Genomic DNA, 15,090 nt, shown 5'->3' on the forward strand with positions numbered 1-15,090 from the left:
TACGCCCGTGCTCGCCGAGACCCTGGCAGCCATCCGTCCCGCCGACCCCCAGGCGCTCGCCGACGCCCGTGCCCACCAGGACCGGCTCACCAAGCCGCGCGGCGCGCTCGGGGCGCTCGAAGAGGTCGCCGTACGCCTCGCCGGGGCGGCCGGCGTCTGCCCGCCGCCCATGCCCGAGCCGGCCGCCCTGGCCATCTTCGCGGCCGACCACGGCGTGCACGCGCGCGGCGTGAGCCCGTGGCCGCAGGAGGTCACGACGCAGATGGTCGCCAACTTCCTGGCCGGGGGCGCGGTCGCCAACGCCTTCGCCGCCCAGGTCGGGGCGTCCGTGACGGTGGTCGACGTCGGCGTCGCCGCCGACCTGCCCGACGCGCCCGGCCTGATCAGCCGCAAGGTCGCGTACGGCACCGCCGACCTGTCCCGCGGCCCCGCCATGAGCGTCGACCAGGCCGTCAGGGCGCTGGAGACGGGCATCGCCGTGGCCCAGGACCTCATCGACGCGGGCGCCCGCTGCCTGATCACCGGCGACATGGGCATCGCCAACACCACCGCCTCGGCCGCGCTGATCTCGGTGTTCACCGGCGCGGACCCGGCCGACGTGACCGGCAGGGGCACCGGGATCGACGACGCGACACACGCGCACAAGGTGGGCGTCGTCCGCGAGGCGCTGCGCGTGAACGGCCTGCCCGGCGGCACCGGTCCGAGCGACGCCCTGCGCGCGCTGGCCGCCGTGGGCGGATTCGAGCACGCGGCCATCGCCGGGTTCGTGTTGTGCGGCGCGGCCAACCGGGTGCCGGTGATCCTCGACGGCGTCATCGCCGGCGCGGCCGCCCTGGCCGCCGCCGCCCTCGACCCCCACGTCACCGGTCACTGCGTGGCCGGACATCGCTCGGCCGAGCCCGGTCACGCCGCCGCCCTCGACCACCTCGGGCTGCGCCCGCTGGTGGACCTGGAGCTGCGGCTCGGCGAGGGCACCGGCGGCCTGCTCGCGCATCCGCTGGTGTGCGCGGCCGTACGGGTGATGCACGACGTCGCGACGTTCGACTCGGCGGGAGTCACCGAGAAGCCCGTGTGATGATGGGGGACACTCGGAACAGCACGTGAGGTGATCAGTGTCCCGGTACGGCCCCATGTTCGGCCCCGACATCACGTTCCTCGGCGTCGACCGCTGCGACGTCACGGACCCGGGCAGTTACGCGGACGCCGACGTGGTGATCATCGGCGCCCCCTTCGACGGGGGCACCTCCAACCGGCCGGGCGCCAGGTTCGGGCCGCAGGCGCTGCGCCAGGCGTGCTACCTACCGCATGACGGGTCCCGTCCGAGCCTGGCGCTGCGCGTCGACGCCCTGCGTGACCTGCGCGTACTCGACGCGGGCGACGTCGAGTGCTACTCCGGCGACGTCGAGGGCTCGCTTGCCGCGATCGAGGACGCCGTGCACAGGATCGCCGCCTCCGGCGCCGTGCCGGTGGTGCTCGGCGGCGACCACACCGTCGCGCTGCCGGACGCGCGCGGCACCGCCAGGGCGTACGCGCCCGGCCGCACCTCGATGATCCACTTCGACGCTCACGCCGACACCGGCGACATTGAGTTCGGCCACCTGCACGGGCACGGCCAGCCGATGCGGCGGCTCATCGAGTCCGGCGCCATCCGCGGCGACAGGTTCCTGCAGATCGGCCTGCGCGGCTACTGGCCCGGTCCCGAGACCCTCGACTGGATGGCGGCGCGGCGCATGCGCTCGTACGAGATGACCGAGATCGTGACGCGCGGGCTGGAGGAGTGCCTGACCGAGTCGTTCGCGATCGCGCTCGACGAGTGCGACCAGATCTTCCTGTCCGTGGACATCGACGTCTGCGACCCCGGCCACGCCCCCGGCACCGGCACCCCCGAGCCCGGCGGCCTGTCGGCCAGGCAACTCCTCGACGCCGTACGCAGGATCTGTTACGAGCTTCCGGTGGCCGGGATGGAGGTGGTCGAGGTCTCGCCGCCGTACGATCACGCCGACATCACCGCGTTCCTCGGGAACCGCGTTATCCTTGAGGCACTCTCGGCGATGGCCAGACGCCGCAAGGACGATCAGGGCGGGCCTCGCTGGGACCCTTCGCAGCCCCTTCTCGACGGTCGTTGAGTCATGCGCAGCCAACGACACACGGGGAGCCGGTAGGTTTACCTCCGAACACAACCTTCGCGAACGGGAGATCTCCCCCATGGGTCCCTACCTCCTCGGCCTGCGGCTTTCCGGCCGCCGGGTCCTCGTCGTTGGCGGCGGCCGGGTCGCCCAGCGGCGCGTTCCCGCGCTGCTAGAGGCCGGTGCGGAGGTCACCGTCGTGTCGCCCGGTGTCACGCCGGCCCTCGACGACCTGATCGCGGCGGGCCGGGTCACCTGGCACGCCCGGCCGTACGCGGTCGGCGACTGCGACGGCGCGTGGCTCGTCCAGGCCTGCACCGACGACAGGTCCGTCAACACCGCGGTCGCCGCCGAGGCGGAGGCCAAGCGGGTGTGGTGCGTACGCGCCGACGACAAGGACGCCTCCGCCGCCTGGACCCCGGCCTCCGGCCGGGTCGACGAGATCGGCGTGGCCGTCACCGCGGGCGGCGACCCGCGCCGGGCCGCGGGCATCCGCGACGCGATCGTCGAGGCCCTGCGCGACGGCACGGTCGACGCGCGGCGCAGCCGCACCAAGCCCGTCGGCGTGGCCCTGGTGGGCGGCGGCCCCGGCGATCCCGGCCTGATCACCGTACGCGGGCGGCAGCTTCTCGCCCAGGCCGACGTGGTGATCGCCGACCGGCTCGCGCCCCGGGCGCTGCTCGACGAGCTCGCCCCCGACGTCGAGCTCATCGACGCCGCCAAGGTGCCCTACGGCAGGTCGCTGTCGCAGGAGAAGATCAACGAGCTGCTGGTCGACCGTGCCGGACAGGGCAAGTTCGTCGTCCGGCTCAAGGGCGGCGACCCGTTCGTGTTCGGGCGCGGCGGCGAGGAGATGATCGCCTGCGCCCGGGCCGGCATCCCCGTGCTCGTCGTGCCCGGCATCACCAGCGCCGTCGCGGTCCCGGCCGCGGCCGGGGTGCCGGTGACGCATCGCGGCGTGAGCCAGGAGTTCCACGTCATCTCCGTGCACGTCGCGCCCGACGACCCCGCCTCCACCGTCGACTGGCCCGGCCTGGCCCGTTCCCAGGGCACGCTGGTGCTGATGATGGCCGTCGAACGCCTGCCGAAGGTGGCCGAGGCGCTGCTTCGAGACGGACGTGCCCCGGAGACTCCCGTAATGGTGGTACAGGACGGTACCCTTCCGACCCAGCGGGCGGTAATCGCACCGCTTTCCGCCGTGGCCGACCGCGTGTCCGCGGCCGGGATACGGCCGCCTGCGATCGTCATCGTCGGCGACGTCGTGCGGGTCGGCCAGGAGGTCGAAATGGTTCGAGCGGAGCGATTGCCGTGAACACGGCCATGGATGACGGGCGGCACGAGTCGCTGGGGGAGCAGACGTTGAGCTTCCGTCCAGTGACGGACGACGACCTGCCCGAACCCCGGAACACCCAGTCCCCGCCCCCCTCACCCGACCCCGAACCCCCCGCGCCCCCGGGTTCCCCTCCGCCTTCCCCGTCGCCTTCGCCTTCCGCTGGTGGCGCGTTCGCTCCGTCCGCATCCTCCGGTCCCGCCGGCGGTCCGTCCTCTCCGGACGCGCCGTCCGCGGGCTCTCCCGGGGGGCGGCCCTCGCTCTTCCAACGGCCGTCGTACGCCGATGATCCGGCCGTACCACGGGAGCCCGCCGTACCGCGGGAGCCGGCTGCTGCACCGCGGGAGCCCGCCGCCGTGCCGAGGGAGCCGGCCGCTGGCCCGCCCACGGGCCCCAGCCTGTTCACCCCGGCCCGCCCCGCCGACCGCCCCAGCCTCTTCACCCCGGCCCGCCCCTCCAACACCCCACCCGGCCGCCCCACCGCGCCCGGGTCACCTGGGTCGCCCAGGTCGTCCGGGGCGTCCGGGGCGTCCGAGGGGGACGAAGCGCGCCCGAGGCCGTCCGACGGGAACGAAGGGCATCCGAGGCCGTCCGCCTTCTGGGAGCGCGCCCCCCAGCCCTCGGCCCCCCACCAGGCACCCTCCCCTCAGGAGCCCTCTGCCCACGCGTCTCCGGACGCGGAGCCCGAGCCGGAGGCGCCCGCCGACGCCGCCACGGCCACGGACGTCGTGCCCGAGCCAGAGACCCTGAGCGCGAACCCCGAGGCGAACGTCCCGCAAGCCGCCTCCGAGCCACCCGCCGCCGAAAACGCGGCCCCCCCAGCCGACACCGACACTGGCACCGGCGGCGACGCGGCCGAGGCAGTGCCCAACAGCGACGAACCTTCGCCGCTGGGCTCGTACGACGACGCGAAGGCCGCAAGCGACGACCAAGCAGCCACGACGAACACGGCTCCCTCGGCCGCCACCACACCCGCCGCTGCCGCCACCTCGGACGACACGACCTCCGCCCCCGACCCGGCCAGGCCCGAAACGGACGCCGTCGCCGAGCCGGAGGCCACCCCTGCCACAGACGCGGCTCCCGACACAAGCCCCGACGCCGACGCCGACGCCGAGCCCGACGTGTCCGAAGCCGCCTCGAAGACCGTCTCTGACGCGGAGGCCATCGCCGAGTCGCACGCCGACTCGGACCCAAGCGCCGATCTGGACGCTGATCCCACCGCCAGCATCCCCGCCGACCTCCAACCCGACGCCGACGCCGACGCCGAGTCCGAGTCCGAGTCCGACGCTGCCGGTCTGGGCGCCGACGCCGATCTCGTCGCTGAGTCCGGTGGCGCTGTCGGGTTCGGCGCTGAGGGCGGGCCCGCTGCCGACGCCGACGACAACCCCGATGCGGTTGGCTCTGGCGGTAGTGCTGAGCCAGAGGGCGCCGACGCCGACCGTACGGACGTTGACGTGGATGCGGCGCTCGGGGACGCGGGCCCCGAGCCGGTGGTCGTCGCCGACGGTGGCCCCGGCGTTTTCGCTGACGCCGACTACCCCACTGACCCGGGTGACCCGGCGGACGACGAGGACGGCCGAGCGGACGCGGACGACGTACCGACGTCGGGAGACCCTGAGAGCGGCACCGCCGAAGTGCCTCAGCGGGTCGAGGAGCTGCCCGCCGAGACCGTCGAGGCGTTGACGTCGGCGCTGGGCGCGCTCCGCGAGAGCGTGTCCGACCTGCGGTTCGGCCTCGACCTGCCGGGAGCCGACGAGGCCAGGCAGGCGCGCGCCGACCTGCTGGCCCAGCTGGAGAACTACGTCCTGCCCCGGGTGCGCACCAACACCGCCCCCGCGCTCATCGTGATCGCGGGCTCCACCGGCGCGGGCAAGTCCACCCTGGTCAACTCCCTGGCCGAACGGAACATCTCCCGCACCGGCGTACGCCGCCCGACCACCGGCACGCCCATCCTGGCCTGCCACCCCGACGACAGGAAGTGGTTCACCGAGGGTGAGCTGCTCAGCGGCCTCGAACGGCTGGAGCGGCCGTCCCCCGAGAGCGGCATGGACAGTCTGGTCGTCGTGGCGACCGAGAAGCTCCCGCAGGGCGTCGCGCTGCTCGACACCCCCGACATCGACTCGGTCGTCGAGGAGCACCACGAGATCGCCCACCGCATGCTCGACGCCGCCGACCTGTGGATCTTCGTGACCACCGCCGCCCGCTACGCCGACGCCCCCGCCTGGAGCCTCCTGCGCCTGGCCAAGGAGCGCGGCGCCCGCCTGGCCATCGTGTTGTCGCGGGTGCAGCCCCGGTCGGCCGACGTCGTGCTCAAGCATTTCGTACGGATGCTGACCGAATACGGCCTGGGCGACATCGACCGGTTCGTGATCCACGAGGCGCCCGTCAGCGACGGCAGGCTGCCCGACAGCGAGGTCACCGACCTGCGGCTATGGCTGGCCGAGCTCTCGGTGGACGAGTCCCGCCGGGCGCAGGCCGTGCACGAGACCCTCAATGGGGTGCTCAACAGCTTCCGCACCCGCGTGCCCGCGCTGGCCCGGCACCTGGAGGGCCAGGTCGCGTTCCGGGGCGAGCTGCGCAGCGACGTGGAGGCCGCTTACCTGGGCGCGCTGGCCGAGATCGACAAGGCGTCCAAGAACGGTTCGCTGCTGCACGGGGAGGTGCTGGCCCGCTGGCAGGACTTCGCGGGCTCCGGCGATCTCATGCGCTCGCTGCAGTTCCGCAAGGGCGGCAAGGCGGCCGGGCAGACGCCCGAGCGGGTGCTGGCGTTCAAGGCGGCGATCCGGACCGGGCTGGAGTCGGTGATCGTCGCCGCCGCCAACCGCGCCGCCGAGGAGGTGGTGGCGCGCTGGCGCCACCGTTCGGAGCTGGGCGTCAAGCTCGCCGAAGGGCTCGACAGCCCGTCGGACAACCTCCTGCGGCACGCCGGGCGCGCCATCGCGTCCTGGCAGGATCACCTGAACGAGCTCGTACGCACCGAGGGCGTGACCAAGCGCTCGGTGTCGAAGCTCGTCTCGTTCGATCCCGACGCGCTCTCCCTGATCTTCACGGTCGCCATGTTCAGCGGCGGCGACGGATCGGGCGTACCGCACCGGCTCGTCAACGCGCTGCTCGGCGCGGAGTCGCTGCGGGGCATCGGCGCCAAGGCGCTCAGTGACCTGCGAGCCAGGATCGGCATGCTGTTCGACGAGGAATCCATGCGTTACGTACACGCGCTCGACTCCGCGGGCATCCCGGACGAGTCCGTCGCAACCCGCCTCTACCAGGCGGCGTACAACCTTGAGGTCGCCCGATGACCACCACCACGCCCCCGAGGGCGGGGCTCGCCCCCAGGTTGTCCGCGCTGAGCAAGGTGGTGGAGCTCGGTCCGGGGCGGCTCGACCAGAAGCTGCTCACCGATGCCGGCGCGCTGCTGATGCGGGCCGGCGACCGGCTCAAGCTGTCGTCCGAGCACACCGTGGTCGCCCTCGCGGGCGGCACCGGCAGCGGCAAGTCATCCCTGTTCAACGCCATTTCCGGGCTTGAGCTGTCACCCACGGGCGTACGTCGTCCGACGACGGCCCGTACCCATGCCTGCGTGTGGGGGCTGGAGGGCTCGGCGCCGCTGCTCGACTGGCTGCAGATCCAGTGGCGTCACCGCTTCTCCCGGGCCAGCGCGCTCGACAAGGGCGACAGCCAGCTCCACGGCCTGATCCTGCTCGACCTGCCCGACCACGACTCGATCCGGGCGCTCACCGACACCGAGGCCGACCGGCTCATCGGGCTGGCCGACCTGGTGGTGTGGGTGCTCGACCCGCAGAAGTACGCCGACGCCTCGACGCACCGGCGCTACGTCACCGAGCTGGCCGGGCACGACGCGGTGACCGTGTTCGCGCTCAACCAGGCCGACAAGCTGTCCGCCGCCGAGCTGGCCGAGCTGGTCATCGACCTCAACGACCTGCTGCGCCGCGAAGGCGTCGAGCATCCGAGCGTCGTACCCACCTCGGCCGTCACCGGGCGCGGCGTCGAGAGCCTCAAGAGCGTGATCGCGACCGCCGTGGGCCGCCGCCGCGCCGCCATCCAGAAGCTGGAGGCCGACCTCCAACGGCTGGAACAGCGGCTCGGCGAGGCCATGCCGCTCGGCGAGTCCCTGCTCGCGCCGTCGTCGGTGGACGAGGCGCGCAGGATGGGGCTGACGGACGCGCTCTGCGACGCGATCGGCGTCCCCGCCGTCGGCGAGGCCATGGAGAACGTCTACGCCGAGCGTTCCAGCCGCTGGGTCGGCTGGCCGTATCCGAGGTGGTTCGCGAAGTTCCGTCCTGATCCGCTGAAGAGCCTGCGTCTCGACGACGTCAGCGACGAGATCCGGGGCATCACGACCGGATCGGTGAGCGCGCAGTCCGCCGAGGTGGCCAATGCCGTACAGGCGCTCGCCGACGGGCTGTCGGCCGGGATGGACCCGGTGTGGCGTACCGCCGTTCACCAGGCCGCGCGTTCCAATGCCAGACAGCTTCCGAAGGCGTTGACCGAGGACCTGTCGGAGGTGGCACCGCGCCTGGACCAGGTGCCCGGCTGGTGGCGCCTGCTCAAGGTGTGGCAGTACCTGCTGGTGGTGGCGTTCGTGGCCGGGGTGGTGTGGCTGGTGGCCGGGCTGACCGTGCCCGCACAGCTGCCCGCCGCCCTGCAACTGGTCGGCGACGGCGCGGCGCTGCCGTGGGTGGCGCTCATGATGGCGTCCGTACTGGGATTGGGTGCCTTGTCCGGCATCGCCTCACGCAACTTCGTGGAGCTGGGTGCTTCGCGGGAGCGCGAACGGCTGGAACGGGAGATGCGGCGCCGGGTGGCGGCGGTGTCGGCGACGATGGTGGTCGAGCCGGTCGAACGCGAACTGGGCCGTCACCACGCCTTCTACACGGCCCTGCGGGACCTGTCGGGCTGACCGGTCCGTCCACAGCCTCCCGCCGTCCCGTCGCCGTCATCCACAGAACGGCGTTCGGCCCCGTTGCGGCCGGCCTGCCTCAGGCACCGTGTTCCCAGGTCGCGGGCAGCAGGCCCGCCGCATGGGAGGCACGGATGAACGACATCTACATCACGCTCACCGGCAACGTCGCAGCAGAGCCACGGCAGTACAGCTTCGACGACGGCACGAGGGTCACCTCGCTGAAGGTGTTCACCTCACACCGCTACTTCGACCGGAAGACAGGGCAATGGACGGACGGTGAGCGGGTCTGCTTCACCGTCCGCTGCTGGCGCGCCCTGGGCGACAACGTCGCCGACTGCGTACGGGCGGGGCAGCCCGTCGTCGTGTCCGGCAAGCTCCGCATCCGTGAGTTCGGCGCGGAGGGCGACCGCCGGTTCATGCCGGAGATCGAGGCCAGCGCCGTGGGCCACGACCTGCGCTGGGGCACCGGCGTCTTCACCAAGCCGGAGCGCGGCGGTGGCCTGGGCTCGATGACCAAGGAGATGCGCGAACGCCTCGACGAGGAGACCCAGGATTGGGCCATGGGCGCCAAGGCCGTCCGCCCTCCTTCCTCAGCCCCCACCAGCGAGACCGTCGACAAGGACGACAGCCCCGCCCCGGAGCCGTACGTCGAGGCTCTCGTGCCGGACGCCGCTCAGCTGACGACGGCGCCTGCGACAGCGGACACGCCTCCTATCCCTGTAGCAGATGACCCTCATGGCACGGGCACACGAGAGCACCCAGGCCGTGGATCGGGAACGAAGAGCGGCACGGTCCGCGTCTTGGGCCCGACCAGCAAAACCCGGACGAAGACGACACAGGTCCCCGAAGAGGCAGCGGCCTGACGTTCCGTGGGCGGTAGGTGCTCGCGTTCACGTTCGCAGTGAGCGCCCGCGGACGGCTACCACCTGTGAAGAGGCGCGCGTCCACTGGTGACCTGCTCGGTCGTCAACAAGACGCGCGCCTCACCGGACCGCACGCATCAGCCCACCCGCGCAGCAGCCGGTCCGAGCTGGTGTCCGTCCAGGGGGATATGACTCCAGCCGGCGGCGGGGTGACGTGAGAGCACGGCCCGGCAGGTCGCTCTCACCGGCCGCCGAACGCGGCCCACGCCGATGCGCTCGTCACACGGCAGGACACGTGCCAGATCCGGCCGGGACACAAGCACGCCTGGACGATTCCCACGGGATGCGAAGGGGTGAGCGTCCGGTGAGACAGTCGGCCAGACCTGCGGTGAGGTACACCTGCCTGCGGTGAGGTGCGTACGCCCTGCCTGCGGTGAGAGCCCGGCTCGCGGTGAGGGTGCGCGTTCGGAGGGCGGGCCGGGAGACGGTCGGGCGCAGAGCAGCGGCCGATGAGGTCGGTGTCCCACGTGAGGGGGACAGCCAAGGGGATGGAGGAGGAGGGGGCATCGGCCGTGGCGCGTCTCACCCCTAGGGGGCCGATGGAGTGTTGCCCGAGTCAGATACCCAGGGCATGGGTCATGTCCAAGTCACGCCCCGCACCATGGCTGCTCCTTTCCGGCGCTGCCCGCTCGCGGAGTGAGCAGGCGTAGTCAGTGTCAACGTAGCGGTTCCCATCGCATAACGCACACTCCGCAATTATTGTGTTACACATCGTTAGTCAGGGAGGAGACGAGATGGCGGCGACCAGTCACGCCTCGATCAAGTCTCGCGACGGTGTGTCAAGATTGGCCGGTCGCTGGCCCTTGCTCGGGCAACGCCGCCCGCTTGTGGCTTATTTGTGCGCCATTGTTGCCCTAGATCTCGTCGCGATCACCTTGTTCACGAGATCCACCGATTTCTACTGGCCTGATTTGCTCACTTTCACGGCTCTCATGGCCTGCGGAGCGGTCTGCATCGAGGCCAGCAGGCGACTGGGCATGCCCGCCGGGGTCTCGCGTGACCTGTTGTCGGCGTGGTGGCTGCCGGTCGCTCTCCTCCTGCCACCGGTCTACGCCCTCTTCGCGCCGATCGTGCTGCAGATCCTTCTCCAGGTGCGCGTGCGCGCCACAGTTCTGTACCGCCGGGTCTTCAGTTCGGCGGCCATCGGCCTCGCCGGGTGCACGGCGTCGGTGGCCTTCCATTGGGTTATTCCCGACCCGTGGGTGCTGACGCGGGGGACCGGGCCGCCAATCGCTTACGCGGTGGCGGCCGCCGTGCTCTTCTCGCTGCTCAACATCGGGCTCATCGCCATCGCGGCGCACGCGTCCGACCCTGACGGCTCGTGGCAGGAGGTGTTGTGGAACCGGGAGAGCGTCCTGCTGGACATCGTCGAGCTGTGCCTCGGGGTCACGGTCTCGATCGGCTGCGGGCTCAACCTGGCTCTGCTGGTGCTCGCGCTGCCGCCGGTCGTCCTGCTGCAACGCAGCCTGTTGCACGCGCAGTTGCAGGCCGCCGCCCGTACCGACTCCAAGACGGGGCTGCTCAACGCGGCGGCCTGGCAGCGGGAGGCCGACACCGAGATCCTGCGGGCGCGCCGCAGCGGTGACACCCTGGCGCTGCTGATCATCGACATCGACCACTTCAAGCGCGTGAACGACGCCCACGGTCATCTCGTCGGCGACGAGGTCCTCGCCGGGGTGGCGGCCATGTTGCGCAGGGAGTTGCGGGACTCCGACGTGGTGGGGCGGTTCGGGGGTGAGGAGTTCGTCGTCCTGCTGCCGGGGGCGGACGTCGACGAGGCCCGCCAGGTCGCCGAACGTCTTCGCACACACATCGGGCACATGGCCACCCCGGTGGACGATGTGTTGATCAGGATCACGATCTCGGTGGGGGTCGCGCTGATGAGCGTGCACGGTGACGACCTGATCGACTTGCTGGCCGCCGCCGACCTGGCCCTCTACCGGGCCAAGGAGTTGGGGCGGGATCGTGTCTGCATCCCCGTCGTCCAGCCGCCGCAACCACCCTCGCCTGAGGATCAGTCGGTCTGACCTGTTTGTCGCCTCGCGTGGGCCTTCGTGATCGCGGCGGTGTACGCCGGACACCGGGCGCCGGACGCCTGCAAGGGACCTGCGGGCGCGCTTGGGGGAGGGGGCTGGCGGTTTCCTCGGGATGGTTCTCGTCGAGGCGGGACGCCCCATCGGGTCCTCGTGGCGGTTCTCGTTGGGTGGGGTGTTCTGTCGGGTTCTCGTGGTGGGTCTGCCTGAGGTGGGGCGTTCTGGCGGGAGGAGGGGCGGGGCAGGGGTTTAGGGGCGGGGGCAGGCTCCTGGGGGTGTCGCAGGTCAGGGGCCTGCCCTCGTGGTGCCGGTCCGGGAAGCCGGGCCGTGCGCTTTGGAGCGTCAGGACGTGAGGACGCTGTCGCAGGTGACGAGCCGTACGGCGGGAGCCGAGACGATCTGGACGTGGGGGACGCCGGGGACCTCGACGTTGAGGTATCCGCCCTCGATCGCGAACCGCACTCCGTGCACGGTGGACGTCCGGCGGCCCTCGGAGTCGGTCAGCGTGTAGCCGTCGAGGAGCTCGACCGTGCCGCTGCGCCAGGTGGGGTTCATGCCTGCACCTCCGGGAAGTCCAGCTCGGGCTGGGCGAGGTGGTTGAAGTAGTTGGACAGGGTATTGAGGGCGATGTGGCCCACGATCTCGGCGAGCTCCTCGTCCGTGACGCCGGCGGCCCGTGCGGCGTCAAGGTCGTCGTCGCTCACCGCGCCACCCGTGTTCATGATCGCTCGGGTGATCGCCAGGACGGCGCCCGCGTGCGGGTCGTCGTCGACGCCCTGGCGGGTCCTGGCGAGTTCCTCGTCGGTCATGCCCATGCGCCGGCCGCGCATGGTGTGGGCGCTCACGCAGTAGGTGCAGTGGTTCTCCTGGGCGACCAGAAGGGCGATCTGCTCCCTTAGGCGGGGCTTGAGCGCGCCCGAGCTCAGGTGGTCGCGCATCGCGAGGTAGCCGGCCAGGGCGGCGGGACCGTTGGCCAGGGCGGCGTACAGGTTGGGGACCCGGCCGAGCTGGCGCTGGGTCTCCACGAGCAGGCCGGCGCTGTCCTCGGTCAGTTGGGGAAGGCGGGGCATGATGTCTCCAAAACGGTACTGGTCGGTTCCATCTGGCCAAGACGATACCGAACGGTTCCGTTTTAGGGAAGTTCGGGATAGCGTGGAGGCATGGCCACTCGCGCACGTGAACGACTGCTCGACGCCGCCGAGGACCTCTTCTACGCGGAGGGGATCAGGGCGGTCGGCGTCGAGCGGATCCTGAGCGTCTCGGGGGTGGGGCGCGCCTCCTTCTACCGGCACTTCCCGAGCAAGGACGACCTGGTCGTCGCGGTGTTGCGGCGGCGGGACGAGCGGTGGCGGGCATGGCTGGCCGAACGGGTGGACGCCCTCGGCGGCGAGCCGCTGAACGTCTTCGACGCGCTGGCCGAGCGGTTCGCGCGTGCGGATTTCCGTGGTTGCGCCTTCATCAACACCATGATCGAGACGGCGGATCCGGACAGTGCGGCCCATCGGGTGGCGGCCGAGCACAAGGAGCGCGTGCGGGCGTACGTCGCGGGGCTGATCGAGCGGGACGGGCGGGGCGACGCCGGTGAGCTCGCGCACCTGTTCGTGCTGCTGGTGGACGGTGCGATCGTCACGGCGGTACGGGAGCGTTCGATCCAGCCGGCGACGCGGGCGCGCGCCGCCGCCGCGGCGCTTCTCGCGACAGCGGGGGCCGCGGTCGCCTGAAGCGGACGAGGGCCCTCGCTCCTCCGGCCCTCGCACCTTGCGAGGAGAGGTGAGGTGAGGTGAGGGGCGGGCTCCTGCGGCAGGTTCCCACGGCAGGTTCCCACGGCAGGTTCCCACGGCGGGTTCCCATGGCGGGTTCCCTTGGCAGGCTTCTACGGCAGGCTCCCGCGGCGGGCGTGGGGTGTGGGGGCGGAGGGTGGCGCGGGGGAAGGACTGAGGGGCGGAGGGAGGTGCGTGGGGGGAAGTCTGAGGGGCGAAGGGGCTGGGGCGGCGGAAGCCTGTGTGCGCAGCCCCTAAGCTAGGGAGCATGCCGGAGTACATCTACACGCTGCAGCGCGTGCGCAAGGCGCACGGCGACAAGGTTGTCCTTGACGACGTCACGCTGTCGTTCCTGCCCGGAGCCAAGATCGGTGTCCTGGGGCCGAACGGCACCGGAAAGTCGACGCTGCTCCGGATGATGGCCGGCCTGGAGCAGCCGTCCAATGGCGACGCCAAGCTGATGCCGGGCTTCACGGTCGGCATGCTCCAGCAGGAGCCGCCGCTCAACGAGGAAAAGACCGTCCTGGGCAACGTTCAGGAGGGTGTCGCCGAGACCATGGCGATGCTCGAGCGCTACAACGAGATCGCCGAGCAGATGGCCACCGACTACAGCGACGAGCTGCTGGCGGAGATGGGCAAGCTGCAGGACCAGCTCGAGCACCGCAACGCGTGGGACCTCGACAGCCAGCTGGAGCAGGCGATGGACGCCCTGCGCTGCCCGCCGCCCGACGCCGAGGTGAGCAAGCTGTCCGGTGGTGAGCGCCGCCGCGTGGCGCTGTGCAAGCTGCTGCTTGAGGCCCCCGACCTGCTGCTGCTCGACGAGCCCACCAACCACCTCGACGCCGAGAGTGTGCAGTGGCTGGAGTCGCACCTGGAGAAGTACGCGGGCACGGTGCTGGCCGTCACCCACGACCGGTACTTCCTGGACAACGTGGCCACCTGGATCCTGGAGCTCGACCGCGGTCGCTGCTACCCCTACGAGGGCAACTACTCCACCTACCTCGACATGAAGGCCCAGCGTCTCAAGGTCGAGGGCCAGAAGGACGCCAAGCGTAAGAAGCGCCTGGAGGACGAGCTGGAGTGGGTGCGCTCCAACCCCAAGGCCCGCCAGACCAAGAGCAAGGCCCGTCTCCAGCGGTACGAGGAGATGGCGGCCGAGGCCGACAAGTTCCGCAAGCTGGACTTCGAGGAGATCCAGATCCCGCCGGGCCCGCGTCTGGGCACCACGGTGATCAGGTCCGACGAGCTCACCAAGGGCTTCGGCGACCGCCTGCTGATGGAGAGCCTGTCGTTCGACCTGCCGCGTAACGGCATCGTCGGCGTCATCGGCCCCAACGGCGTCGGCAAGACCACGCTGTTCCGCATGATCACCGGTGGCGAGACGCCGGACACGGGGTCGATCACGGTCGGCGAGACCGTGAAGATCTCCTACGCCGACCAGAGCCGGGGCGGCATCGACCCGAACAAGAACGTCTGGGAGGTCGTCTCCGACGGGCTCGACCACATCAAGGTCGGCAACGTCGAGATGCCGTCGCGGGCGTACATCGCGGCGTTCGGGTTCAAGGGGCCCGACCAGCAGAAGAAGGCCGGGGTGTTGTCGGGTGGCGAGCGTAACCGGCTCAACCTGGCGCTGACCCTCAAGCAGGGCGGCAACGTGCTGCTGCTGGACGAGCCGACCAACGACCTCGACACCGAGACGCTGTCGTCGCTGGAGAACGCGCTGCTCGACTTCCCGGGCTGTGCCGTGATCACCTCGCACGACCGGTGGTTCCTCGACCGGATCGCCACCCACATCCTCGCCTGGGAGGAAGGGTCCAACTGGTTCTGGTTCGAGGGCAACTTCGCCGACTACGAGAAGAACAAGATCGAACGGCTTGGGGCTGACGCGGCTCGTCCGCATCGGGTGACGTACCGGAAGTTGCACCGCGACTGACGGACCAAGGCGACGAAGAGCGGCGGGCCCCTGGCGGGGCCGCCGCTCTTCGGCTTTTCAAGGG

At 71.2% G+C, this 15,090-nt stretch carries 11 protein-coding genes; 9 read left to right on the plus strand and 2 right to left on the minus strand.

What is annotated here, in order from left to right:
- Positions 1-7 precede the first annotated feature (7 nt).
- The 7 genes from cobT (at position 8) to IEZ27_RS24335 (ending at position 11,327) form a co-directional block, all read left to right on the plus strand.
- Entirely contained in the window at positions 8-1,075 is a 1,068-nt protein-coding gene (gene cobT, locus IEZ27_RS24305; protein WP_189649347.1) for a nicotinate-nucleotide--dimethylbenzimidazole phosphoribosyltransferase, read from the plus strand.
- A gap of 37 nt (positions 1,076-1,112) precedes the next feature.
- Positions 1,113-2,126, plus strand: a complete 1,014-nt coding sequence (gene speB / locus IEZ27_RS24310; protein WP_189649348.1) for an agmatinase — start codon at positions 1,113-1,115, stop codon at positions 2,124-2,126.
- A gap of 79 nt (positions 2,127-2,205) precedes the next feature.
- Positions 2,206-3,438 (plus strand): uroporphyrinogen-III C-methyltransferase, encoded by a 1,233-nt coding sequence (gene cobA, locus IEZ27_RS24315; RefSeq protein ID WP_189649349.1) that lies wholly within the window; start codon positions 2,206-2,208, stop codon positions 3,436-3,438.
- Between the two features lie 746 nt (positions 3,439-4,184).
- Positions 4,185-6,752 (plus strand): dynamin family protein, encoded by a 2,568-nt coding sequence (locus tag IEZ27_RS24320; protein WP_229824281.1) that lies wholly within the window; start codon positions 4,185-4,187, stop codon positions 6,750-6,752.
- Positions 6,749-8,374 (plus strand): YfjP family GTPase, encoded by a 1,626-nt coding sequence (locus IEZ27_RS24325; protein ID WP_189649350.1) that lies wholly within the window; start codon positions 6,749-6,751, stop codon positions 8,372-8,374. Before IEZ27_RS24320 ends, IEZ27_RS24325 begins: the two co-directional genes overlap by 4 nt.
- A 134-nt stretch (positions 8,375-8,508) precedes the next feature.
- Positions 8,509-9,240 carry a single-stranded DNA-binding protein gene (locus IEZ27_RS24330; protein ID WP_189649351.1) on the plus strand — a complete coding sequence of 244 codons (732 nt, stop codon included), beginning with the start codon at positions 8,509-8,511 and terminating at the stop codon, positions 9,238-9,240.
- A gap of 971 nt (positions 9,241-10,211) precedes the next feature.
- Positions 10,212-11,327, plus strand: a complete 1,116-nt coding sequence (locus IEZ27_RS24335) for a GGDEF domain-containing protein (protein ID WP_229824282.1) — start codon at positions 10,212-10,214, stop codon at positions 11,325-11,327.
- 348 nt (positions 11,328-11,675) lie between these two features.
- Here IEZ27_RS24335 and IEZ27_RS24340 read toward each other — a convergent pair whose 3' ends face one another.
- Both IEZ27_RS24340 and IEZ27_RS24345 read right to left on the minus strand, forming a co-directional pair.
- A complete protein-coding gene (locus IEZ27_RS24340; protein WP_189649353.1) occupies positions 11,676-11,888 on the minus strand; it encodes a hypothetical protein in 213 nt (70 codons plus the stop codon).
- Positions 11,885-12,403, minus strand: coding sequence for a carboxymuconolactone decarboxylase family protein (locus tag IEZ27_RS24345; RefSeq protein ID WP_189649354.1), 519 nt, complete (start codon positions 12,401-12,403; stop codon positions 11,885-11,887). The genes IEZ27_RS24340 and IEZ27_RS24345 overlap by 4 nt, the downstream gene beginning before the upstream one ends.
- 90 nt (positions 12,404-12,493) lie before the next feature.
- Here IEZ27_RS24345 and IEZ27_RS24350 point away from each other — a divergent pair, with 90 nt between their 5' ends.
- The gene (locus tag IEZ27_RS24350) at positions 12,494-13,054 is read left to right on the plus strand and encodes a TetR/AcrR family transcriptional regulator (protein WP_125636362.1); all 561 of its coding nucleotides are present in this window, start codon (positions 12,494-12,496) and stop codon (positions 13,052-13,054) included.
- Positions 13,055-13,361: 307 nt separating this feature from the next.
- Positions 13,362-15,026: an energy-dependent translational throttle protein EttA gene (gene ettA, locus IEZ27_RS24355; RefSeq protein ID WP_189649355.1), complete on the plus strand. Its 1,665-nt coding sequence runs from the start codon at positions 13,362-13,364 to the stop codon at positions 15,024-15,026.
- Positions 15,027-15,090 lie beyond the last annotated feature (64 nt).

Origin of the sequence: Nonomuraea spiralis, from assembly GCF_014648435.1 — a bacterium.
In the GTDB taxonomy this organism is placed as follows: domain Bacteria; phylum Actinomycetota; class Actinomycetes; order Streptosporangiales; family Streptosporangiaceae; genus Nonomuraea; species Nonomuraea spiralis.